Origin of the sequence: Paraburkholderia sp. GAS32 (assembly GCF_050434225.1) — a bacterium.
Lineage (GTDB): Bacteria > Pseudomonadota > Gammaproteobacteria > Burkholderiales > Burkholderiaceae > Paraburkholderia > Paraburkholderia madseniana.
Genome location: NZ_JBNPVS010000017.1, coordinates 1 through 19,566, shown reverse-complemented (window position 1 = coordinate 19,566; position 19,566 = coordinate 1). Strand labels below are relative to the sequence as shown.

The window sequence follows — 19,566 nt, the reverse complement described above, 5'->3', positions numbered from 1 at the left end:
GCGCGCAGTGCGCCTCCTTTCACATCAAGTCCGCACATCCCCGCCTGAAATCACCTAATCGCCGCCGATGAAGCCGATCCGCTACACCATCGTTCCGAAGCAACCCGCCGCCCACCTGTTCGAAGTCACCGTGACCGTCGCCGATCCCGATCCGGCCGGCCAGCGTTTCATGCTGCCGGTTTGGATTCCGGGCAGCTACATGGTGCGCGAATTCGCGCGCAACATCGTCACGTTGCGGGCTACCAATGACGCCGGCCGCAAGGTGCGTGTCGAAAAGACCGACAAGCACACGTGGCAGGCGGCGCCGGTCAAAGGCGCGCTGACGCTGCGCTACGAGGTGTATGCATGGGATCTGTCGGTGCGCGCTGCGCATCTTGATGACACGACGGGCTTCTTCAACGGCACCAGTGTATTTCTGTCGCCGCTCGGTCACGAGGACGCGCAGTGCGTGGTCGATATCCAGAAGCCGGAAGGCGCGGCGTATCGCGACTGGCGCGTCGCCACGGCGTTGCCGGAAGCGCGCGGCACGAAGCGCTATGGCTTCGGCGAGTATCGCGCGCAGAACTACGACGAGTTGATCGATCATCCGGTGACGTTGGGCGAATTCGCGCTTGCAACCTTCAAGGCGCACGGCGTGCCGCACGACATCGTGATCGCAGGTCGCGTGATCGGGCTCGATATGGCCCGTCTGTCCGCCGATCTGAAGCGTATCTGCGAAACGCAGATCGCGCTGTTCGAGCCGAAGTCGAAGAAAGCGCCCATGGATCGCTACGTGTTCATGACGCAGGCCGTCACCGATGGCTATGGCGGACTGGAGCATCGAGCCTCGACGGCGTTGATCTGCAACCGGGGCGATCTGCCGGTGGAAGGCCGCGACGCGCCCACCGAGGGCTACCGAACCTACCTCGGTCTGTGCAGTCACGAATACTTCCACACCTGGAACGTGAAGCGCATCAAGCCGGCCGTGTTCGCGCCGTACGACCTGAGCGTCGAAAACTACACGTCGCTGCTGTGGCTGTTCGAAGGCTTCACTTCTTACTACGACGATCTGATCCTCGTGCGCAGCGGCCTGATCTCGCAAGACGACTATTTCGGCCTGCTCGGCAAGGTAGTCGGTGGCGTGCAGCGTGGCAGCGGCCGTCTGAAGCAGACGGTGGCCGAAAGCTCGTTCGACGCCTGGGTCAAATACTATCGGCAGGATGAAAACGCGCCGAATGCGATCGTCAGCTATTACACCAAGGGCTCGCTCGTCGCGCTTGCGTTCGATCTGACGATTCGTGCGCAGACTAACAACCGCAAATCGCTCGACGACGTGATGCGCCTGCTGTGGCAGCGCTTCGGGCGCGACTTCTACCGCGGCAAGCCCGTCGGTGTCGAAGAAAGCGAGATCGAGGCGATTTTTGCCGAAGCGACCGGTGTGCAACTGGCCGAGTTGTTCGCTGAAGCCGTACACGGCACGCGCGATCTGCCCCTCGATACGCTGCTCGCGCCTTTTGGCGTCACGCTCGCACCCGAGCTCGAGAAGAATGGCAAGCCGTCGCTCGGCGCGCGCGTGCGCGGCGGCGCGGATTGCACGCTGGCGGCCGTTCACGACGGCAGCGCGGCGCAAAAGGCCGGCCTCTCGGCAGGCGACGTGCTGATCGCGCTCGACGGTCTGCGCGTAACCGGCTCGAATCTTGATTCGCTACTGTCGCGCTATCTGCCGGGTGCGAAGGTCGAGGTTCACGCCTTCCGCCGCGACGAGCTGCGCACCGCGCAAGTCAAGCTGGACGGGCCTGACGTGGCGCGCTACAAGCTGACCGTCAGCGATAAACGGCCTGCCGCGCGCAAGGCGCTGGAGCGTTGGCTGGCAAGCTGATCGTAATCCATGCTGTTGCTAATCGAAAGTTCATGGCGTGGGATTGTTCTATCAGTGCAACAATCCTTCGCTGCCGGATGGCTTTTTCCCGGGTCGGTTAAAAATCACAATGGCTCCACTCGCGCAAAACTGCGCGCCCCTACTGGAGTCAACCATGACCACGATCCTGCAAATTAACTCGGCAGCTCGCTCGCAAGGCGCGAACTCGACGCTTCTCGTCAACGAACTGACCGCAAAGCTGCAACAATCGAATTCGGGCGCGCAAGTCGTCGTCCGTAACCTGCAAGCTGAACCGCTGCCGCACCTGGACGACGCCGTCCTCGGCGCGTTCTTCACGCCGGCTGACCAGCGCACGCCGGAACAAGTCGCGATCGCTGCACGCAGCGAAGCGCTGATCGCCGAACTGCAAGCCGCCGACATCATCGTGATCGGCGCACCGATGTACAACTTCGGCATCTCGTCGCAACTGAAGACGTACTTCGACTTCATCGCACGCGCCGGCATCACGTTCCAGTACACGGCGAACGGTCCGGAAGGCCTCGTGAAGGGTAAGAAGGTTCACGTGGTTTCGGCACGCGGCGGCAAGTATGTCGGCACCCCGAACGACAGCCAAACGCCGTACCTGAAGAGCTTCCTCGGCTTCCTCGGCATGACCGATGTGAACTTCATCTACGCTGAAGGCCTGAACATGGGCCCGGACGCTGCGAGCGCCGCGTTGGCTGGCGCGCGTGAAGCGATCGCTGCTGCGTAAGGTGTGAGGTTTGTCTCGCGCGGCGTGATCGCGGCGCGGTGGAATGAAAAACGCCACGGGGTGTGAATGCCGTGGCGTTTTTGTTTTTGCGGCGGTGGTCTTTGGTAGCCGGTGTCGGTGCGCTTCGCGCGACGAGCGTTATGCCAGCATCTGCGCTTCGTCGGGCAAGCGCCAGTCGATCGGTTCGCGGCCGTGCTTCACGAGATATTCGTTGGCCGACGCAAAGTGCCCGCAACCGAGAAAGCCACGATGCGCCGACAGCGGCGACGGATGCGGTGCTTCCAGCACGTAATGCGACTTGCCGCCGAGCAGCGCGCGCTTGGCTTGCGCATGCGCGCCCCACAGCATGAACACGAGGCCGTCATGACGCATGGCCAGTTCGTGGATCAGCGTGTCGGTGCATTTCTCCCAGCCGCGTTTCGCGTGACTCGCGGCCGAATCGCGCTCGACGGTCAGCACTGTGTTCAACAGCAGCACGCCCTGTTTGGCCCATGTGTCGAGGCAGCCATGACGCGGCGGTTCGTGGCCGAGGCTCGCGGCGATTTCCTTGAAGATGTTGCGTAGCGACGGCGGCGTGCGCACGTTCGGCGCGACTGAAAACGCCAGTCCGTGTGCTTGCGGCGTGCCGCGGTCTTCGCCGTGATACGGGTCCTGCCCGAGGATCACGACTTTGACTTCGTCGGGACTGGTGAGGCGCAGGGCGCGGAAGACGTCGGCGGGATAGACGGTTTTGCCGGCCGCGCGCTCACCGTCGACGAAACGGCACAAGGGCTCGTAGGCGTCGCTTTCGATGAACGGATTGAGGTGTGTGCGCCAAGCCGGGGGCAGGGCGGCGAATTGGGCTTCGAGCGTCGGCGGCGGCGAGCCTGCGGCTGTGCGTGTCGGCTCCGGCTGCGCGGTTGCGCCGGCCGGCGTGGCAGAGGCGTCGCCGAACAACGAGGCTTGCGACGAATTGGAGCGGGTGCGGGAAGCTGAGGTCATGGCGGGGAAGTGTCGCAGCAAATGCGGGCTGGCTCAAGGTGTAGGTGCTGCTCGGGCGCTGTGTACCTCTTGATCACACACGCCGAGGGCTTAAGCCGCCCGCAACTGATACCCGCGTTGTGCCTTGCTAATGTTGTCCGGTGCAAGGCCGGTGACCTGTTTGCCGAGTTCGCTCGCGAGCGTGTTGAGTGCGGCTTCGTCGCCGGATTTCAGTTCGAGTTCGACTTCGGAGATCGGCGCGCGGCGGGTTTCACCGTTCACTTCGGCGAGCACGTCGCCCTGGTCGATCGCGGCTTCGACTTGCGAGCCGTCCAGCGAGACATTCCACAACGTGCGCGTGAAATTCGTGCGGAACAGTTCGATCAACTCCGGCGCCGCCTGACGCAAGGCCTCAGCGGCAGCGGGTTCGTCGCATGCGTGCAGCAGCGTGTCGATTTCGAGTTTCTCGCCCGCGACCGGCATTTCCCACTCGTGCCGGCTATGGAGCCCGTCTTTCGCGTTGCCCACCGTTTTGAACGTTTGCAGCCAGCCGTCCGGCGTATGCCGCAGCCGCAGCGCGCTTTTCGATGTAGCCAGCGCAAGCCCGGGCGTGTCGAAGTAGATATTCGCCAACTCGATCGGGCGACCCGCTTCGCCAGTGCGCGCGACAAACCACTGCGTCGCCGCTTCCACCTGACTCACCGGCAGTGCCAGCTTAATTTCACGTTCCATGCCCATCGTGTGCTCCGCTACGTCCGCTGAATGTTGAAATCGCGCTTAGAAAAACATCCGCGCAAGTTCCACACCCGGCTCTTCCGCACGCATGAACGCCTCGCCGACGAGGAACGTATGCACGTCCATCGCCCGCAGACGTTCGACATCCTGACGCGACAGAATGCCCGACTCCGTGACGACGATACGGTCGTGCGGAATCGATTCGAGCATGCCGATGGTCGTCTCGATCGACGTTTCGAAGGTGCGCAGATTGCGGTTGTTGATGCCGATCAGCGGCGTCTTCAACTTCAGCGATTCCATCAGTTCATTGTGGTCATGCACTTCGACCAGCACCGCGAGGCCCAGCGAATGCGCGAGCGCTTCGAGGTCCTGCATCTGCGAGGTTTCCAGAGCGGCAGCGATCAGCAGGATCGCGTCGGCACCCATCGCGCGGGCTTCGACGATCTGGTACGGATCCACGATGAAGTCTTTGCGCAGCACCGGCAGACTGCAGGCGGCGCGCGCCTCCTCGAGATACGCCACGCTGCCCTGGAAGAACTGGACGTCGGTGAGCACGGATAAGCAGGCGGCACCGTGCTTCTCATACGAACGCGCGATCTCGGCGGGGACGAAGTTTTCGCGCAGCACGCCTTTCGACGGGCTCGCCTTCTTCACTTCGGAGATCACCGCGGCCAGACCGGCCGCGTGTTTCGCGCGCAATGCGCCGACAAAATCGCGGATGTCGCGCGACGATGCTTCGAGGCGCAGCGCTTCGAGCGGCGCGCTCTGTTCAGCCGCGCGGACTTCTTCGCGTTTGACCGCGATGATGCGGTCGAGGATGTCGCTCATGAGTGTCTCGCTACGTAATTACTGCTTGAATTGCTGGGTGAAGCGGATCAGGTCGTCGACCTTCGCGCGTGCCTTGCCGCTTGCGATCGCTTCGCGCGCCAACTGGATGCCGTCCGCAATCGAGGCCGCCACATTCGCCGAATAGAGCGCCGTGCCCGCGTTCAGCGTGACGATCTCACGCGCGACGCCGGGCTTGTTGTCGAGCGCTTCGAGCAACATCACTTTGGATTCGGCCGCGTCGGCCACTTTCAGCGTGCGGTTCGACACCATCTGCATGCCGAAGTCTTCCGGGTGAATTTCGTACTCGTGGATCTGGCCGTCGCGCAGCTCGCCGACTTGCGTCGCCGCGCCGAGCGAGACCTCGTCCATGCCGTCCATACCGTACACCACCAGCACGTGCTTCGCGCCGAGGCGCTGCATCACGCGCACCTGAATACCGACGAGGTCCCCGTGGAACACGCCCATCAGTTGATTAGGCGCGCCGGCCGGATTGGTCAGCGGCCCAAGAATATTGAAGATGGTCCGCACGCCGAGTTCGCGGCGCACCGGCGCGATGTTCTTCATGGCCGGATGATGGTTCGGCGCGAACATGAAGCCCATGCCAGTTTCCGCAATCGACGCCGCCACCTGTTCCGGTTGCAGATCGATGTTCACGCCGAGCGCTTCGAGCACGTCTGCGCTGCCCGACTTGCTCGACACGCCGCGGCCACCGTGCTTCGCGACTTTGGCGCCCGCCGCGGCTGAGACGAACATCGTCGCCGTGGAAATATTGAAGGTGTGCGATCCGTCGCCGCCGGTGCCGACGATATCGACGAAGTTCGAGTTGTCCTGCACCTCTACGTGCCGGGCAAATTCACGCATCACCGTGGCGGCGGCGGTGATTTCGCCGATGGTCTCTTTTTTGACGCGCAAGCCGGTGATGATCGCCGCCGACATCACGGGCGACAGTTCGCCGCGCATGATGAGCCGCATCAGGTGCAGCATTTCGTCGTGAAAAATTTCGCGGTGCTCGATCGTGCGTTGCAGCGCTTCCTGGGGCGTAATCGACATGATTTCGTCTCTCTTTATCAAGCGGTGCGGTGAGCAGTCTTGGACTGCTTCACGAAGTTTTCGAGCAAGGCGTGGCCATGTTCGGACAGGATCGATTCCGGATGGAACTGCACGCCTTCAACGGCCAGTTCCTTGTGACGCACGCCCATGATTTCGCCGTCCTCAGTCCATGCGGACACTTCGAGGCAATCCGGCAGCGATTCGCGTTCGATCGCGAGCGAGTGGTAGCGGGTCACGACGAAGTGCTTCGGCAGATCGGCGAATACGCCTTTGCAGTCGGTTTCGATCGTGCTTACCTTGCCGTGCATGATGGTTTGCGCGCGCACCACGCGGCCGCCGAATGCTTCGCCGATCGCCTGATGGCCGAGGCATACGCCGAGAATCGGCGTCTTGCCGGCGAATTCGCGCAGCACGTCGAGGGTGATGCCGGCGTGTTGCGGGTTGCTCGGGCCGGGCGACAGGCAAATGCGCTCCGGGTTGAGCTTGGCAATTTCGTCCAGCGTGATTTCGTCGTTCCGATAGGTGCGCACGTCTTCGCCGAGTTCGCCGAAGTACTGCACCAGGTTGTAGGTGAACGAGTCGTAGTTGTCGATCATAAGCAGCATGGTGTGTCTCCGGTCAGAAGTCGCTATCGAGGCCGTCTTGAACCTGCTCGGCGGCGCGCAAGACAGCGCGCGCCTTGTTCTCGGTCTCTTGCCATTCGGATTCCGGCACCGAATCCGCGACTACACCCGCTGCCGCCTGCACGTACAGATTGCCGTTTGCGATCACGCCAGTGCGGATCGTGATCGCCAGATCCATTTCGCCGGTGAACGACAGATAACCGACGGCGCCGCCGTAGAGGCCACGTTTCACCGGTTCCAGTTCGTCGATCAATTCCATCGCGCGAACCTTCGGCGCGCCGGACAAGGTGCCGGCCGGGAAGGTGGCGCGCAGCACGTCGAAGTTGGTGGTGCCGGGCTTGAGCTTGCCTTCGACCGAGCTCACGATGTGCTGCACGTGCGAGTACTTCTCGATCACCATCTGATCGGTGACGACCACCGAACCGATCTGCGAAATACGGCCCACGTCGTTACGCGCGAGGTCGATCAGCATCACGTGTTCGGCGATTTCCTTCGGATCGTTCAGCAGTTCGGTGGCGAGTTCGGCATCGCGTTCCGGCGTGTTGCCGCGCGGACGGGTGCCGGCGAGCGGCCGGATCGTCACGATGCGGTCTTCGCCACGCTTTTCCTGGCGCACCAGAATTTCCGGCGACGCGCCGACCACGTGGAAGTCGCCGAAGTTGTAGAAGTACATATAGGGCGACGGATTCAGCGAGCGCAGCGCGCGATACAGCGACAGCGGATTGTCGCGGTACGGCTTGATCAGACGCTGGCCGACCTGCACTTGCATCAACTCGCCGGCGGCGATGTATTCCTTCGCCTGGCGCACGGCGGCCAGATAATCGTCTTTGGCGAACTCGCGGTAGGTCTCGGTGCGCACGCTGGCCGACGTGACCGGCGGCTGCACGGTCGTGCGCAAACGCTGACGCAATTCACGCAGACGCTGCTTGGCTTTTGTGTATGCCTCGGGTTGCGTCGGATCGGAGTAAACCACCAGGTAGAGCTTGCCCGCGAGGTTGTCGATCACCGCGACTTCTTCGGTGAGGAGCAACTGAATGTCCGGCAGGTTCAGATCGTCTTTCGGCGCGGTGTGCGCGAGCTTTTTCTCGATGTAACGCACTGCGTCATAGCCGAAGTAGCCCGCCAGACCGCCCGCGAAACGCGGCAGACCGGGGCGCTGCGCCACTTTGAAGCGGCCCTGGAATTGCTGGATGAACTCGAGTGGATCGCCCTCGTGCGTTTCGACGACTTTGCCGTCCCGCACCACTTCCGATACGCCGTTGCGGGTGCGCAGCAGCGTGCGCGCCGGCAAGCCGATGAATGAATAGCGGCCAAAACGCTCACCGCCCACCACCGATTCCAGTAGGAACGAGTTGGCGCCGTTGCGTTCGCTTTGCGCAAGCTTCAGGTACAGCGAGAGCGGCGTTTCTAGGTCGGCGAGCGCTTCGGCGATTAGCGGAATGCGGTTGAAACCCTCGTTGGCGAGGGACTGGAATTCGAGTTCGGTCATGTTCCGATCCTGTACGTACGTCAGACGGCACTATGCGTCGGACAAAGCGGGGCGTTACGCAGCCGGTCAGGCGTTCGTTCGACGTTTCGACACGATGATACCGACCGGCGCGAGTTTCCCATCGACGCATGCAAGGGGTTTCAGCGCACAGATGTACTTTGCGGGTACACGAACGCCAAATCAACCGATGCAGCGAAACAAGGTGATGGAAAAAACGCGTTAGCGCAGCGAAGTAAAAAACGGTTGCCGAAGACGAGCTTCAGCGTACCTCAGGCGAGGTTAGCGCGACCAGCGACGCCAGGGCCAGGCTCCCCGGTCGATGCTAATCAGACTCCGTTTTTTATTCAGAAACATGAGGATGAGGGACTTTTCAGGTCGTGGAATGGTGCGCTGCGATAGCCTTGGCGGCATCGAGCAGCGAGGCAACTATACCATCGGATTTTATTTCTTGTATAGCTCGGCCGTGGTTGTAGCCGTACGGCAGCGTCAGCGTTGCCATGCCCGCCGCGCGGCCTGCCAGTGCGTCGTTTTCCGAATCGCCGATGGCGACCGTGGTTTCCGGTGTGACGCCTAGCTGCGCCGCGGCGGTGATCATCGGCAGCGGATCCGGCTTCTTTTTCGGCAGGCTGTCGCCGCCGAGCACGACGCTGAAATACTGGCTGAGCCCGTATTGCTCCAGCAATTCGACTGCGAAGCGGTGCGGCTTGTTGGTGACGCAGGCGAGTTTGAGGCCGGCGTCGCGCATGGCGCTGAGGCCGGCTTCGACCTCGGGATACAGCCGCGTGTGCACGCCGTTGATCCTGGCGTACTCCTCCTGATAGATCGCGAGCGCTTCGTCGAAACGGTCTTGTGCGTGGTCCGTTTCGAAGCGCTCGGCCAGCACACGGCGAATCAGATTCTCCGAACCCTTGCCGATGTAGCCGACCACTTCCTCGCGCGAGGTTTCCGCCGCATCGAGTTGCGCAAGCATGCCGTTCAGGCCGGCGGTGAAATCGTCTGCGGTATCGATCATCGTGCCGTCGAGGTCGATGATCGCGGCTTGCAGGCGCGGGCCGGTGAAGGTCGGGGCAGGGAACGGAGTCGTCATCTTTAGTGCGGGATATCAGTGCTCGATCGGTGCGCGATCAGTGCTCGATGTTGGCGAGTGCGGCGCGCATCTTGTCGATCACCGCCTTGTGATCCGGCGCGCCGAAGATCGCCGAGCCTGCCACGAACGTGTCCGCGCCAGCCGCCGCGATTTCGGCGATGTTGTCGACCTTCACGCCGCCGTCCACTTCGAGATGAATCTCGCGGCCGGTCTTTTCCTTGTAAGCATCGATCCGCTTGCGCGCTTCGCGCAGTTTGACGAGCGCCTCAGGAATGAACGATTGACCGCCGAAGCCCGGATTCACCGACATGATCAGCACCAGATCGACCTTGTCCATCACGTAGTCCAGATGGTTCAGCGACGTGGCCGGGTTGAACACGAGGCCGGCCTTGCAACCGTGGTCGCGAATCAGCGACAGCGTGCGGTCGATATGGTCCGAGCCTTCCGGGTGAAAGCTGATCAGATTCGCGCCGGCCTTGGCGAAGTCCGGCACGATGCGGTCGACCGGGCGCACCATCAGGTGTACGTCAATCGGCACGTCCACGTGCGGGCGGATCGCTTCGCAGACGAGCGGGCCGATTGTCAGGTTCGGCACGTAATGGTTGTCCATTACGTCGAAGTGAATCCAGTCGGCGCCAGCGGCGACAACGTTGCGGACTTCTTCGCCGAGGCGGGCGAAATCGGCGGACAGAATGCTGGGGGCGATGCGGAATTGCGTCATGGCGGGGGCGGATGCAAGCGGGAAAACGCTATTTTACCGGTTTGTACGCTTCGGAACCGGCTTGCGGGCGAGTTGAGGCCGACACCGAAAACGCACGGCAAAAGTGACAAAACGCCTTAACGGCCCTTGGCCAGAGGGATTTGTCCGGTTGCGGGCATGCCCCGCATCAAGCAGAATGCCAAACCATAGGCGCCGCTTCGCCAATGTGCCCGCAAACCATTGGCGTTCGGGGCTTCCCGCGATTTTTCACACTCCGTTTCACCAGACCGGAATCAGGATGAGCCAGTACGAATTCAGCGTCTCGGCGCAGGTGCAGTTTCTGCCCGAAGAGTCGGACCCGGAGCGCCGCCAGTATGCGTTTGCATACACGCTGACCATCCGTAACAGCGGTCAGGTGCCCGCGCAGTTGATTGCGCGTCACTGGGTGATCACCGACAGCGAAAACAATGTGCAGGAAGTGAAAGGCCTGGGCGTGGTCGGGCATCAGCCGCTGCTCAAACCGGGCGAGCACTTCGAATATACGAGTTGGGCCGTGATCGCCACGCCCGTCGGCACTATGCGTGGCGACTATTTCTGCGTGGCGGAGGACGGCGAGCGCTTCGACGCACCGGTACCCGAGTTCATTCTGCGGATGCCGCGTACTTTGCATTGAACCGAGGGCGCGGCTCGCGGTCTTTAAAAAGCTTTACGGCGCAGCTTTACAGGGATTTTTGCTGCTTTTGCTGTTCATCGCTGGCGGCGCGGGCGGCCTTCTTCTTGCCGGACGACGTCCAGACAACGATAAAGACGAGCAGGAAGAGCGCGAGGAGCGATTCCAGCGCGAAGATGAGCATCGGGTATTCGTCGAACAGATCAGACATGGCGGTTTCCATCAAGAACGAACATTGTATGCGTTTTGTCCGCACGGCCGGAGCATGGCTCGGCGCGCTTTCGGTGGCGGTAATGCTGGCTTCCTGCGGTGGCGGCGGCGCAGTCCGGCCTTCGGTTTCGCCGCCCACGGGCGCCGCGATTATACCCGGGCAGATCGCCGCGACGCGGCTGACAGCCGTGGCCTGGCAGCAGGTGCCGGGGTGGCAGGACGATTCGCTGATCGGCGCGACGGCCGCATTGCGGCAAAACTGCCTGAGGCTTGCGCGTCAACCGAACTGGGCCCGTGCATGCGCGGCAGCCTCGCAGATCGACGATCTGGACGTCACCAGTGCGCGGGCATTTTTCGAAGCCTATTTCACGCCGTTCCAGTTAGCCAATAACGACGGCACGCTCGATGGTCTCGTCACCGGCTACTACGAGCCGTTGCTGCGCGGTTCGCGCACGCGGCATGGTGTGTATCAGACGGCGCTGTACCGCTGGCCATCAAGTTATCGCGCGGGTGCACCGCTGCCGGCGCGCGCGCAACTCGAGCGTGCGGGTGTGCTCAACGGCAATGAACTCGTGTGGGTCGACGATCCGATCGAAGCGTTCTTCCTGCAGGTGCAAGGCTCCGGGCGCGTCGTGATGGAAGACGGCAGCGTGATGCGGGTCGGATTTGGCGGCACGAACAATCAACCGTACAAGTCGATTGGGCGGTGGCTGCTCGATCGCGGTGAACTGACGCCGGCGCAGGCGACCATGCAAGGCATCAAGGCATGGGCGCGCGCGAATCCGACGCGGGTTGACGCGCTGCTCGATACCAATCCGCGTTTCGTGTTCTTCCGCGAGATGCCGTCCGGCGAGAGTGCGCCGAGCGGCGGTGCGGATGGGCCGATCGGTGCGTTGGGTGTGCCGTTGACGCCGGAGCGGTCGATCGCGGTGGATCCCACTTCGATTCCGCTCGGGACGCCGGTGTTCTTGCAGACCACGCGTCCGTTGACAAACTCGCCGATGAATCGCCTCGTCTTTGCTCAGGACACGGGTTCCGCGATCAAAGGCGGCGTGCGCGCGGATTACTTCTGGGGCCTCGGCGACGATGCCGGCGATCTGGCCGGCAAGATGAAGCAGGGCGGCCGGATGTGGTTGTTGTTGCCGAATTCGTGAAGGTTTGGCGAAGGGGCGGCGGCGGGTTTCCAGGTTCTTAGTTGAATAGCTGAAAACCGCCGCTTGGCTAATTCGCTTGGCATGTTGCGGTATCTGTTCGCGACAAAGCTTCCAGATACGGACTCTGCCGTTGGCGTTGGTTATCCCAGCGTTCGCTCGTTAGCCACGTGCTGTGCTTTGCTCACCGCACGGTTAATCCCGGTTCACGACCAGCACATTTGATAACGGCGCTGACGCCGATCAGCCCCGCTATCAAGCATCAACCTTCGGCGTTTCGGCGCATTGCTTAAAGCCCCGACTTCCGCTTGTCCACCACCCTCCGTGCTTTGCCCACCGAACGCTCGATCCCATTTACAGCCAGCACGTTTACAACTGCGCTCACACCGATCAACGCCTTGATGTCATAGGTCAACGCCTGCTTCGCCGTGGTCAGTGCAGCAGTATCCGGCGCTGATTCCGGGCACGGCTCGACGTTCAACGTCAATACATCGAGCGGGCCTTCCTTCGTCAGCACGATTTGATAGTGCGGCGCGAGGGCGTGTTGCTTGAGTAGCAATTCTTCGATCTGCGTCGGGAACACGTTGACGCCGCGCACGATCATCATGTCGTCCGAGCGGCCCGTGATCTTTTCCATCCGGCGCATGGTGCGTGCGCTGCCCGGCAGGAGGCGGGTCAGATCGCGCGTTCGGTAACGGACGATCGGCAGCGCTTCCTTGGTCAACGAGGTGAATACCAGCTCGCCGAGCTCGCCGTCCGGCAGCACTTCGCCGGTTTCGGGATCGATGATTTCGGGGTAGAAATGGTCTTCCCAGATGGTCGGGCCATCTTTGGTCTCGACGCATTCCGAGGCGACACCAGGTCCCATCACTTCAGACAGACCGTAGATATCCACAGCATCGATGCCCATGCGCTTTTCGATCGCCTGGCGCATGTCATTGGTCCACGGTTCCGCACCGAAGATGCCGAGGCGCAGCGAGCAATTCGCCGGATCGACGCCTTGCCGTTCGAGTTCGTCGGCGATCGACAACATATAGCTCGGCGTCACCATGATGATGTCGGGCCGGAAGTCCTGAATCAGTTGCACCTGCTTTTCAGTCTGACCGCCGCCGAACGGGATCACCGTCAGCCCGGCGCGCTCGGCGCCGTAGTGCGCGCCCAGGCCGCCTGTGAACAGACCGTAGCCGTAACTCACGTGAACCTTGTCGCCGCGCTTCGCGCCCGCGGCACGGATCGAACGTGCGACGAGATTCGCCCACGTATCGATATCGCGCGCCGTGTAGCCAACGACCGTCGGCTTGCCCGTTGTCCCGGACGATGCGTGGATCCGCGAAATCTGTTCCTGCGGCACCGCGAACATGCCGAACGGGTAGCTGTCGCGCAGATCCTTCTTGGTGGTGAACGGGAAGCGCGCCAGGTCCGCGAGAGTCTTCACTTCGCTCGGGTGAACGCCGGCTTCATCGAATTTTTGCCGATACACAGGCGAATTCTCATAAGCGTGGTTCAGCGACCATTTGAGCCGTTCGAGTTGGAGCGCGGCGAGTTCGTCGCGGCTGGCTGTCTCGATGGGATCGAGCGGAAGGGCGGTGGTCATCGAATGTCTCCTTGCTGCCTCAATGCTTGGGTCTGGGGTGCGGTGCGCTTGCGCGCAGAAACCGGGGACTCGCTGCTATCTACTATCTATATAGGTGCTGGCAATCGGTCGCGAACATATCGCGGCTCTGCCGTTCAATCTGCTGTTCAATCGCCGGTAGGAATCAGGTTGCCTTTGATCTGTGCCGATTTGCCGCGAAACATCGCCACGGTCTCCTCTGCGCGATTCGTGACGCGAATATCGTAAATGCCAGTGCGGCCGCTCAGGGTTTGCTCGACCGCTTCGGCAGTCAACACGTCGCCGCCTTTTACCGGCCGCAGGAACTCGATCGAGCAGCTCGCTGCGACGGTGTTGATGTTGTACGTGTTGCACGCGAAAGCGAACGTCGAATCAGCGAGCGTGAAAATCAGGCCACCGTGGCAAATCTGATGGCCGTTGAGGAAATCGTCGCGCACGGCCATGCGCAGGCGCGCGTATCCTGGGCGCACTTCTACGATTTCGAGGCCGAGCGCCCGGCTGCACGCGTCGTTTTCGTACATGGCAGCCGCGGTTGCGCGAGCGAGTTCGTCGGGTGTCATTTGGGCCGCGTGGTTTGCTTGTGCGGACATATCAGCGACCCTCGAAGCGCGGTGCGCGTTTTTCCACGAACGCCTGCACGCCTTCCGCGTAATCGTGCGAAGCACCGAGTTCGCGTTGCAGATCGCGTTCGAGATCGAGCTGCTGATCCAGCGTTTGCGTCGCGCCGGCGCGCATTGCCTGCTTGATCGCAGCGATAGCGCGCGTGGGCTGCTGCGCTAGTTGGGCCGCGAGCTTGCTTGCCGTGGCAGCTAGCTCGGTGTCGTCAACCGCTTGCCAGATCAGCCCCCAGCTTTCGGCTTTCTCCGCGCTCAGTTTGTCGCCAGTGATGGCGAGACCCAAGGCGCGGGCCATGCCGACGCGTTGCGGCAGGAACCACGTGCCGCCCGAATCCGGCACGAGACCGATCTTCACGAATGCCTGAATAAAGTTGGCCGAACGAGCGGCAAGCACGAGATCGCAAGCCAGCGCGAGATTGGCGCCGGCACCGGCGGCCGTGCCGTTGACCGCGGCAATCACGGGCAACGGCAGTGCTTGCAGGCGGCGAATCAGCGGATTGAAATGCGCGTCGATCAGTTCGCCCAGATCGGTCATCGCGCCTGGCGTGAAGTCGAGATCCGCGAGATCTTGTCCTGCGCAGAAGCCGCGGCCCGCACCGGTCAGCACGAGCGCGCGTGCGCCGGACGCTTCGACCTGGCCGAGTGCGTCGTTCAATTCCTGGTGCATCGCGCGGGTAAAGCTGTTGAGCTTGTCCGGGCGGTTCAGTGTGATGGTCGCTACGCGGCTCGATGTATCGATGTCGAGGCGAATCGCTTCATATGACATTGGGTGTCTCCTCAAAGTCTCTTTGATCGGCGGCGCAGTGGGCGAAGCGGCGTTAGTGTCAGAGCCGCTCGATTACCAGTGCAATGCCTTGGCCGACGCCGATACACATCGTGCAAAGCGCAAAGCGGCCGTTGATTCGTTCCAACTGATAAAGCGCGGTAGTGATCAAACGCGCGCCGGAAGCGCCGAGCGGGTGGCCGAGCGCAATCGCTCCGCCGTTCGGATTGACACGCGGATCGTCGTCGCGCAGGCCTAGCGTGCGCAAGACTGCCAGTCCCTGCGACGCGAAGGCTTCGTTCAACTCGATCACGTCGAAGTGCTCGAGTGTCATGTTCAATTGCTTCAACAGCTTTTGTGTGGCCGGCGCCGGGCCGATGCCCATAATGCGCGGCTCCACGCCCGCCGTTGCCATGCCCACCACGCGTGCGCGGCGACGCAATCCGTATTGATCGGCAGCTTCCTGATTCGCGAGCAGCAGCGCACACGCGCCGTCGTTCACACCCGATGCATTGCCGGCGGTCACGCTGCCGTCGGGACGGACCACGCCCTTGAGCTTGCCCAGACTTTCGAGCGACGTTTCACGCGGATGCTCGTCGAGCGTCACGCGTACGGGGTCGCCTTTCTTCTGCGCAATTTCAACGCCGACGATTTCCTGAGCGAGCGTGCCGTCGCGCTGCGCGCGAGCTGCTTTTTGCTGACTCGCCAGAGCAAAGGCGTCCTGATCCGCACGGCTTACGCCGAACTCGACGGCCACGTTTTCCGCGGTCTCCGGCATCGAATCGACGCCGTATTGACGCTTCATCAGCGGATTGATGAAACGCCAGCCGATAGTCGTGTCGTAAATATCGGCCTGCCGTGAAAATGCACTGGTGGCCTTACCCATCACGAATGGCGCGCGCGTCATGCTTTCGACGCCGCCTGCAATCATCAGCCGCGCTTCGCCGGCCTTGATGGCGCGCGCCGCAGTGCCGACCGCGTCCATACCCGAGCCGCACAGACGGTTGATGGTTGTGCCTGACGCAGCCGTGGGCAAGCCGGCCAACAAAGCCGCCATGCGAGCCACGTTGCGGTTGTCGTCACCAGCCTGATTGGCACAGCCATAGATCACGTCGTCGAGGGCTTGCCAGTCGACACTGGCATTGCGTTCGATCAACGCCCTGATCGGTACCGCGCCGAGGTCGTCGGCGCGGACATCCTTCAGGGCGCCGCCGTAGCGGCCGATTGGGGTGCGAATCGCGTCGCAAATGAAGGCGTCGTTCATGTGGGTTCCTGCTGGAACGGATCGGCGGGACTTGCCAACCCGATGTCTCATGTTAGTTAGGGTGCACGGCTCGGTCCATTCGGCCAAACGGCATAGGACGAAAGCCGTGCTTTTGTCTTATGCCATTCAGCCAGCTACCGCCGGCGCCGCTTTCGGTTCAACATGAACGCGACTTTGTACGACGCGGAAGCGGTTTGCGACGAAGGCTGCGTCGGCCAGCGCGGCATTTGCGGCCGGGTTTGCGCCCGTGCCGTGGAAGTCGGAGAAGGCCGCCGACTGATTGACGAATACGCCGCCCGTCAAATTGATCGAGAGTGCTACGCCGCCGCGGATCGATGCTTCGTGCGCTTCGTCGAGCACGGCTTCGTCCGTACTGTAGACCGACAGCGTCAGTGCGCCATGCTCAGCAGCGATTGCGCCGGCAAGGTCGAGCGACTGCGCGGTCGACTCCGTCGCGATCACGAATGAGATCGGGCCGAACCATTCTTTGGTGAACTGCGCGTGGTCGGTGGCGGCGTCCAGTTGGAGCACGAGCGGTGTGCGCACACGGGCGTCGGCAAAAGCCGGATGTTCCAGCGATTGGCTCTCTACTAGAACTCGGCCGAGCTTGCTGGCTTCCTCGATGCGCTGGGTGACACCTTCGTTCTGGATCGCACCGAGCAGCTCAACGGCGCGAGCCGGGTCGGCGACCAGTTTCTGCACGGCGCCGGCGATAGCCTGAGCGACTTCGTCGAAGCCGAGTGTGCCTTCAGCCGTGCGGATGCCGTTGCGCGGCACGTAGATGTTCTGCGGCGCGGTGCACATTTGTCCCGAGTACAGCGCGAGCGAGAAGGCGATATTGCGAGCGGCGGCTTTGATGTCGTCGACCGAGTCGATCACGATCTGATTGACGCCGGCTTTTTCGGTGTAGACCTGAGCCTGGTGTGCATTGCGCTCGAGCCAGGTGCCGTTTTGCGTGCTGCCCGTGAAATCGATCAATTTGATTTCAGGGCGCAGAGCCAGGTCCTGAACCAGCGCACCATCGTTCGGTTCGGTGGCCAGCAGCGTAACAACGTTCGGATCGAATCCGGCTTCGCGCAGTACATCGCGCGCGATGCGCACGGTCAGCGCGAGCGGCAGAATCGCGCCCGGGTGCGGCTTGACGATGACAGTGTTGCCGGTGGCCAGATCAGCGAAGAGGCCCGGATAGCCGTTCCATGTCGGGAAGGTGCAGCAGCCGAGCACGAGGCCCGTGCCGCGCGGCACGACTGTGTAGCGCTTGTGCATCGCAAGCGGTGGATTTTTGCCTTGCGGTTTTTCCCAGTGGGCGTCTGCGGGAATACGGCGCAATTGGTCCCACGCGTACACGACCGCTTCGAGCGCACGGTCTTGCGCATGCGGGCCGCCGGCCTGAAAGGCCATCATGAAAGCCTGGCCGGTCGTGTGCATCACGCTGTAGCCGATTTCGAAGCTGGCGCGATTCACGCGCGCGAGGATTTCGAGGCACACGCCGATCCACGCCTGCGGGCCGGCCGCGCGCCAATCGCGCTGTGCCGCGGCTGCTGCGGAGATCAACGTGTCAGGATCGGCCTTTGGATAGCGCACGCCGAGCGGGAAGCCGAACGGCGAGACCTCAGCGCCGACGGTTTCACCGGTCGACGGCTGGTCCAGTTCGAACGTCTTGTTCAGAAGCGCTTTGAATGCGGCTTCGCCGTCTGCGCTAGCTGTTTCCCCGTACACTTTCGGACTGGGCATCTCGACGAACGGACTCCAGTAGCCGCGCGTTTCGACCGCGGTGAGTGCCTTTTGCAGCGTGTCTTCGTGCTTGGTGAATAGCGGATGTGTCATGGCAGTGGGGCTTGGCTGTACGTTGGGAAAAGCCTGTCGAATAATTGACCGACCGGTTGGTTGGTGAATGGTAGCATTACTGAGACAGCCGCGCGAAGCGTTTTTTGCGCGCCATTAACTATTAGGAGGCGGCATGGCTTACGAAAACATTCTTGTTGAGACGCGTGGACGGGTCGGTTTGGTCACATTGAATCGCCCGAAGGCGTTGAACGCACTGAACGACGCGTTGATGGACGAACTGGGCGCAGCGCTGCGAGAGTTCGATGCCGACGACGCGATTGGTGCGATCGTGGTGACGGGCAGCGAAAAAGCGTTCGCCGCTGGAGCCGACATCGGCATGATGGCGACCTATACCTATATGGACGTCTACAAAGGCGACTACATCACCCGCAACTGGGAAACGGTGCGCTCCATCCGCAAGCCGATTATTGCTGCAGTGGCGGGCTTTGCGCTTGGCGGCGGTTGCGAGCTGGCGATGATGTGCGACATCATTCTCGCCGCCGACACTGCGAAGTTCGGCCAGCCGGAAATCAAGCTGGGCATCATGCCGGGTGCTGGCGGCACGCAACGGCTCCCGCGTGCGGTCTCCAAGGCGAAGGCAATGGATCTCTGCCTGACCGCCCGCTTCATGGACGCTGCTGAGGCCGAGCGTGCCGGATTGGTCTCGCGGGTGATTCCCGCGGCTTCGCTGCTTGACGAGGCGGTGGCTGCGGCCGCGACCATCGCTGAATTCCCGTTGCCGGCGGTGATGATGATCAAGGAATCGGTCAACCGCGCATACGAAACGACGCTTGCAGAGGGCGTGCATTTCGAGCGCCGCCTCTTCCATTCGCTCTTCGCTACGGAAGATCAGAAGGAGGGGATGGCCGCGTTCGTTGAGAAGCGCAAACCGGTTTTCAAGCATCGGTAATACGCTTGTCAAAATAACGCTTGCAAGGGGCCGTCCGGCTCGCTAGAATCTCGCTCTTTCGTGCTTCGGACTCCGGGGCACGGGGAGCGGGAGAGCCAGCAGTGGCAAGGCTTTGCGCGATGTGAGCGGGTTCAGGAAGTTAGAAAAACCTGTTGACGGCGTAGCGAAAGTTCTTCATAATCTCGTTTCTCTGCTGCTGATGCAGCGACGCAGAACGAAGCGGTGCCGGGTGGTTGTGATGTTGACGGTTGATGTCAATGTTGCGTGGTGCTGGTCCGGTAGTGAATGCGTAATCGATCTTTAAAAATTAACAGCCGATAAGTGTGGGCGCTTGATGCGCGACGCGCCGGTGGACTCTTCGGGGTCTGCCGGAAGCGAAAGTATCAAGTCTCACACGAGTATTAAAGGAAGGTTTTCCTGTCGGGGTGGATTCACGCCGGCAGGTTAATCATTCGTCAGTA

Annotated in this window: 19 protein-coding genes; 5 read left to right on the top strand and 14 right to left on the bottom strand. The window is 61.9% G+C overall.

The window, feature by feature from the left end; genetic code table 11:
- Positions 1–67 precede the first annotated feature (67 nt).
- Entirely contained in the window at positions 68–1,858 is a 1,791-nt protein-coding gene (locus P3T25_RS20915; protein WP_429358886.1) for a M61 family metallopeptidase, read from the top strand.
- A gap of 154 nt (positions 1,859–2,012) precedes the next feature.
- Complete coding sequence (locus tag P3T25_RS20910) at positions 2,013–2,609, top strand: FMN-dependent NADH-azoreductase (RefSeq protein WP_154566633.1); 597 nt, start codon at positions 2,013–2,015, stop codon at positions 2,607–2,609.
- A gap of 138 nt (positions 2,610–2,747) precedes the next feature.
- On the opposite strand, the gene P3T25_RS20905 is transcribed toward P3T25_RS20910, so the two are convergent.
- The 8 genes from P3T25_RS20905 to rpe form a co-directional block, all read right to left on the bottom strand.
- On the bottom strand, positions 2,748–3,590 hold the full coding sequence (locus P3T25_RS20905; RefSeq protein WP_429358885.1) for a uracil-DNA glycosylase: 843 nt from the start codon (positions 3,588–3,590) through the stop codon (positions 2,748–2,750).
- A 90-nt stretch (positions 3,591–3,680) separates the two neighbouring features.
- A complete protein-coding gene (locus tag P3T25_RS20900) occupies positions 3,681–4,307 on the bottom strand; it encodes a CYTH domain-containing protein (protein WP_429358884.1) in 627 nt (208 codons plus the stop codon).
- Between the two features lie 39 nt (positions 4,308–4,346).
- Complete coding sequence (trpC, locus tag P3T25_RS20895; protein ID WP_429358883.1) at positions 4,347–5,132, bottom strand: indole-3-glycerol phosphate synthase TrpC; 786 nt, start codon at positions 5,130–5,132, stop codon at positions 4,347–4,349.
- An 18-nt stretch (positions 5,133–5,150) separates the two neighbouring features.
- Positions 5,151–6,182 (bottom strand): anthranilate phosphoribosyltransferase, encoded by a 1,032-nt coding sequence (gene trpD / locus P3T25_RS20890; protein WP_154566629.1) that lies wholly within the window; start codon positions 6,180–6,182, stop codon positions 5,151–5,153.
- A gap of 17 nt (positions 6,183–6,199) precedes the next feature.
- Positions 6,200–6,787 (bottom strand): aminodeoxychorismate/anthranilate synthase component II, encoded by a 588-nt coding sequence (locus P3T25_RS20885; RefSeq protein WP_054036698.1) that lies wholly within the window; start codon positions 6,785–6,787, stop codon positions 6,200–6,202.
- 13 nt (positions 6,788–6,800) lie between these two features.
- Positions 6,801–8,294 (bottom strand): anthranilate synthase component I, encoded by a 1,494-nt coding sequence (trpE, locus tag P3T25_RS20880; protein ID WP_054036746.1) that lies wholly within the window; start codon positions 8,292–8,294, stop codon positions 6,801–6,803.
- Between the two features lie 370 nt (positions 8,295–8,664).
- Positions 8,665–9,381 (bottom strand): phosphoglycolate phosphatase, encoded by a 717-nt coding sequence (locus P3T25_RS20875; RefSeq protein ID WP_154566627.1) that lies wholly within the window; start codon positions 9,379–9,381, stop codon positions 8,665–8,667.
- Positions 9,382–9,418: 37 nt separating this feature from the next.
- On the bottom strand, positions 9,419–10,102 hold the full coding sequence (rpe, locus tag P3T25_RS20870; RefSeq protein WP_028199698.1) for a ribulose-phosphate 3-epimerase: 684 nt from the start codon (positions 10,100–10,102) through the stop codon (positions 9,419–9,421).
- A 277-nt stretch (positions 10,103–10,379) separates the two neighbouring features.
- Here rpe and apaG point away from each other — a divergent pair, with 277 nt between their 5' ends.
- Positions 10,380–10,754, top strand: a complete 375-nt coding sequence (gene apaG, locus P3T25_RS20865; protein ID WP_054036748.1) for a Co2+/Mg2+ efflux protein ApaG — start codon at positions 10,380–10,382, stop codon at positions 10,752–10,754.
- Between the two features lie 46 nt (positions 10,755–10,800).
- On the opposite strand, the gene P3T25_RS20860 is transcribed toward apaG, so the two are convergent.
- On the bottom strand, positions 10,801–10,962 hold the full coding sequence (locus P3T25_RS20860) for a hypothetical protein (protein ID WP_166618334.1): 162 nt from the start codon (positions 10,960–10,962) through the stop codon (positions 10,801–10,803).
- Positions 10,963–10,990: 28 nt separating this feature from the next.
- Between P3T25_RS20860 and mltA the strand changes: the two genes are divergently transcribed.
- Positions 10,991–12,115, top strand: a complete 1,125-nt coding sequence (gene mltA, locus P3T25_RS20855) for a murein transglycosylase A (protein ID WP_154566626.1) — start codon at positions 10,991–10,993, stop codon at positions 12,113–12,115.
- Positions 12,116–12,401: 286 nt separating this feature from the next.
- Here mltA and paaK read toward each other — a convergent pair whose 3' ends face one another.
- From paaK to paaN, 5 genes are all read right to left on the bottom strand, one after another.
- Positions 12,402–13,706: a phenylacetate--CoA ligase PaaK gene (gene paaK / locus P3T25_RS20850; protein WP_154566625.1), complete on the bottom strand. Its 1,305-nt coding sequence runs from the start codon at positions 13,704–13,706 to the stop codon at positions 12,402–12,404.
- 146 nt (positions 13,707–13,852) lie between these two features.
- Positions 13,853–14,314 (bottom strand): hydroxyphenylacetyl-CoA thioesterase PaaI, encoded by a 462-nt coding sequence (paaI, locus tag P3T25_RS20845; RefSeq protein WP_429358882.1) that lies wholly within the window; start codon positions 14,312–14,314, stop codon positions 13,853–13,855.
- A gap of 1 nt (position 14,315) precedes the next feature.
- Complete coding sequence (paaG, locus tag P3T25_RS20840) at positions 14,316–15,107, bottom strand: 2-(1,2-epoxy-1,2-dihydrophenyl)acetyl-CoA isomerase PaaG (RefSeq protein ID WP_171926390.1); 792 nt, start codon at positions 15,105–15,107, stop codon at positions 14,316–14,318.
- A 58-nt stretch (positions 15,108–15,165) separates the two neighbouring features.
- On the bottom strand, positions 15,166–16,368 hold the full coding sequence (pcaF, locus tag P3T25_RS20835) for a 3-oxoadipyl-CoA thiolase (RefSeq protein WP_171926391.1): 1,203 nt from the start codon (positions 16,366–16,368) through the stop codon (positions 15,166–15,168).
- A gap of 126 nt (positions 16,369–16,494) precedes the next feature.
- Positions 16,495–18,195, bottom strand: coding sequence for a phenylacetic acid degradation protein PaaN (paaN, locus tag P3T25_RS20830; protein ID WP_429358881.1), 1,701 nt, complete (start codon positions 18,193–18,195; stop codon positions 16,495–16,497).
- 133 nt (positions 18,196–18,328) lie between these two features.
- Between paaN and P3T25_RS20825 the strand changes: the two genes are divergently transcribed.
- Positions 18,329–19,105 (top strand): enoyl-CoA hydratase, encoded by a 777-nt coding sequence (locus tag P3T25_RS20825; RefSeq protein WP_093643561.1) that lies wholly within the window; start codon positions 18,329–18,331, stop codon positions 19,103–19,105.
- Positions 19,106–19,566: the final 461 nt, after the last annotated feature.

Coding starts and splice junctions, on each gene's coding strand:
- P3T25_RS20905 (WP_429358885.1), bottom strand. CDS start 3,590: ATGACCTCAGCTTCCCGCACCCGCTCCAATTCGTCGCAAGCCTCGTTG.
- apaG (WP_054036748.1), top strand. CDS start 10,380: ATGAGCCAGTACGAATTCAGCGTCTCGGCGCAGGTGCAGTTTCTGCCC.
- P3T25_RS20860 (WP_166618334.1), bottom strand. CDS start 10,962: ATGTCTGATCTGTTCGACGAATACCCGATGCTCATCTTCGCGCTGGAA.
- trpE (WP_054036746.1), bottom strand. CDS start 8,294: ATGACCGAACTCGAATTCCAGTCCCTCGCCAACGAGGGTTTCAACCGC.
- paaI (WP_429358882.1), bottom strand. CDS start 14,314: ATGTCCGCACAAGCAAACCACGCGGCCCAAATGACACCCGACGAACTC.
- trpD (WP_154566629.1), bottom strand. CDS start 6,182: ATGTCGATTACGCCCCAGGAAGCGCTGCAACGCACGATCGAGCACCGC.
- P3T25_RS20900 (WP_429358884.1), bottom strand. CDS start 4,307: ATGGGCATGGAACGTGAAATTAAGCTGGCACTGCCGGTGAGTCAGGTG.
- P3T25_RS20825 (WP_093643561.1), top strand. CDS start 18,329: ATGGCTTACGAAAACATTCTTGTTGAGACGCGTGGACGGGTCGGTTTG.
- paaK (WP_154566625.1), bottom strand. CDS start 13,706: ATGACCACCGCCCTTCCGCTCGATCCCATCGAGACAGCCAGCCGCGAC.
- P3T25_RS20885 (WP_054036698.1), bottom strand. CDS start 6,787: ATGCTGCTTATGATCGACAACTACGACTCGTTCACCTACAACCTGGTG.
- pcaF (WP_171926391.1), bottom strand. CDS start 16,368: ATGAACGACGCCTTCATTTGCGACGCGATTCGCACCCCAATCGGCCGC.
- P3T25_RS20910 (WP_154566633.1), top strand. CDS start 2,013: ATGACCACGATCCTGCAAATTAACTCGGCAGCTCGCTCGCAAGGCGCG.
- mltA (WP_154566626.1), top strand. CDS start 10,991: ATGCGTTTTGTCCGCACGGCCGGAGCATGGCTCGGCGCGCTTTCGGTG.
- trpC (WP_429358883.1), bottom strand. CDS start 5,132: ATGAGCGACATCCTCGACCGCATCATCGCGGTCAAACGCGAAGAAGTC.
- paaN (WP_429358881.1), bottom strand. CDS start 18,195: ATGACACATCCGCTATTCACCAAGCACGAAGACACGCTGCAAAAGGCA.
- P3T25_RS20875 (WP_154566627.1), bottom strand. CDS start 9,381: ATGACGACTCCGTTCCCTGCCCCGACCTTCACCGGCCCGCGCCTGCAA.
- rpe (WP_028199698.1), bottom strand. CDS start 10,102: ATGACGCAATTCCGCATCGCCCCCAGCATTCTGTCCGCCGATTTCGCC.
- paaG (WP_171926390.1), bottom strand. CDS start 15,107: ATGTCATATGAAGCGATTCGCCTCGACATCGATACATCGAGCCGCGTA.
- P3T25_RS20915 (WP_429358886.1), top strand. CDS start 68: ATGAAGCCGATCCGCTACACCATCGTTCCGAAGCAACCCGCCGCCCAC.